The 1,858-nt window shown below is 75.0% G+C and carries 3 protein-coding genes and 1 pseudogene; 1 reads left to right on the top strand and 3 read right to left on the bottom strand.

All coding sequences use genetic code 11. From position 1 onward, the window contains the following. Window positions 1-157: 157 nt before the first annotated feature. The 3 genes from AB0D08_RS40710 to AB0D08_RS40700 all read right to left on the bottom strand — a co-directional run bounded on the left by AB0D08_RS40710 (window position 158) and on the right by AB0D08_RS40700 (window position 1,390). Window positions 158-364, bottom strand: coding sequence for a hypothetical protein (locus AB0D08_RS40710; RefSeq protein ID WP_033820812.1), 207 nt, complete (start codon window positions 362-364; stop codon window positions 158-160). Between the two features lie 92 nt (window positions 365-456). After that, window positions 457-951: an ATP-binding protein gene (locus AB0D08_RS40705; protein ID WP_051812579.1), complete on the bottom strand. Its 495-nt coding sequence runs from the start codon at window positions 949-951 to the stop codon at window positions 457-459. Between the two features lie 46 nt (window positions 952-997). Then, entirely contained in the window at window positions 998-1,390 is a 393-nt protein-coding gene (locus AB0D08_RS40700; protein WP_033820811.1) for an STAS domain-containing protein, read from the bottom strand. 278 nt (window positions 1,391-1,668) lie between these two features. Between AB0D08_RS40700 and AB0D08_RS40695 the strand changes: the two are divergent. Beyond that, window positions 1,669-1,858 (top strand): annotated as a pseudogene (locus tag AB0D08_RS40695) (hypothetical protein); the annotation flags it as partial.

Below are 1,858 nucleotides of genomic sequence, written 5' to 3'. Positions count from 1 at the left end.
GGCAGGAGTCGTCGATGCAGCCCTCACCGACCCGGTCGCCGTCCGCGTTGCGGGTGACGCCGGACCCGACCTCGGCGACCACGCCGGCGGCCCGGTCGTCGCCGACCGGGCCCGGACCCCCTCGTGCTGTCGCGCCGCTCTCCCGGCGGCACAGGCCCTAGTCCACGTAGCGGCGTTCCTCGACCACGTCCGTGCCGAGCCGCCGGCGGCGGAACACCCGGACGTAGGCGACCAGGCCGAGCAGCCCGGCGATCATCAGGATGACGCCGACCAGGTGCAGGTTCACCCCGGCGAGGTGCCAGTCGACGGCGAAGGCGAGGATCGCCCCGAGCGCGAACACGATGACGCAACCGCCGATTCCCATGGGGACCTCCAACCCGTGACACGGCCCGTTCGGACCGGCGCTCGCCTACCCCGGGCGGCGGCCGGTATGCGGCGTGTCCCGGCCCGGAGCGTTCACGCCCCGGGGTCGGCCTCCGCCGCCGGGGTCAGGACCTCGGCCCAGACCACCTTGCCGTCGGCGTGCACGGCCACGCCCCAGTCGTCCGACAGCCGTTGGACGATGTGCAGGCCGTGCCCGCCCGGCAGCCCGGGGCGGTGCGGGAGGCTGAGCGCGGGGGGTGTCCTGATGGCGTCGCTGACCTCGATCCGCAGCCGTTCGGCCGACGCGTGCAGGCTCAGCTGCACCGCGCCGCCCGCGTGCAGGCGGGCGTTGGCGACCAGCTCGGAGACGATCAGGAGCAGGTCCTCCACCGCCTCCTCGCCCGGCCACCGCCAGTCGGTGAGGGCCGTACGGGCGAACTCCCGGCCGTGCGCCACCTGCCGGGGCAGCCCGGCCAGACGGACGGTCCGCCGCTGCCCGGCGGGGGGCAGGTCCGAAGGGAGCCGCCGGGCGGCCTCCGCGCCTCGCTGACCGCTGGTCATCTGGTTCACCCCGGCATGGTCGTTCATGGCTGGTCGATGGGGGGCCGGCGATCCGGGCCCGCGGTGCGGCCGCTCACGCGTCGGCCAGGGCGTCGGGGACCGAGGCGTGCAGCGAGAACACCGCTCCCGCCCCGGTGAGTTCCAGCAGCCGGCCGAACTGCCCGTCGGGCGCGGCCGCCAGCCGGAGCTCGATCTCCGCCTCCTGCGCGGCGATCCTGGTGCGCAGCAGCAGGTTGAGCCCGGAGGAGTCGCAGAAGCCGAGCTCCGCCAGGTCCACCACCACGCGGGCCGGCCCGTCGGCGAGCGCCCGTTCCAGCGCTTCGTCTGCCGGGGCCAGCGAGTCGAGGTCGAGCTCACCGGCGAGCACGACCAGGACGGTACTGCCCAGCCGCTCCCGGCGGGCGGTCAGCCGGCCGGCCGGGACCGGGGCCACCCGGTGCCCCGCGTCGAATCCTTCGTCGGACATGCGCTCCTCCGTACTGCCCTCGACCACGGCCGACGATAGGCCGCGAAGGGGCGCGAACGGAAGGCCGCAGGCCCTCCGGGGCCACCCCTCGCCTTCCCGGCCTCGGGCCGGATATGCAGCCGGCGGGCGAAGGGCGGGCCGCACGGGGTGATCCGTGTGCGATTCGCCCGGATATCGTGAAGAAATGGTGCAGACGTGATCGGGTCGGCATGGGCCGGGTACACGGCGTGGGTCGGAGCGCGGACGAACCACGCACCAGGGCCGGAAGAGGGAGAGCCATGGCCGTCCTGAATCCCACGATGTCGATGTCGATGCCGAAGGCCGTACCGGAGGCGGTGCCGGTGCCGGCGGCGGTGCCGTCGGACCCGGTCGGGCTGCCGCGGATCGAGGATCCGTCGGCGGTGTCGCCCGCGGACGCCCGGGTGCTGTCCCGGACGCTGTTCCGGCGCCTCGGCGAGCTGGAGGAGG

Source organism: Kitasatospora sp. NPDC048540 (assembly GCF_040651175.1).
Classification (GTDB): domain Bacteria; phylum Actinomycetota; class Actinomycetes; order Streptomycetales; family Streptomycetaceae; genus Kitasatospora.
This window is presented reverse-complemented; position numbering and strand designations above follow the sequence as displayed.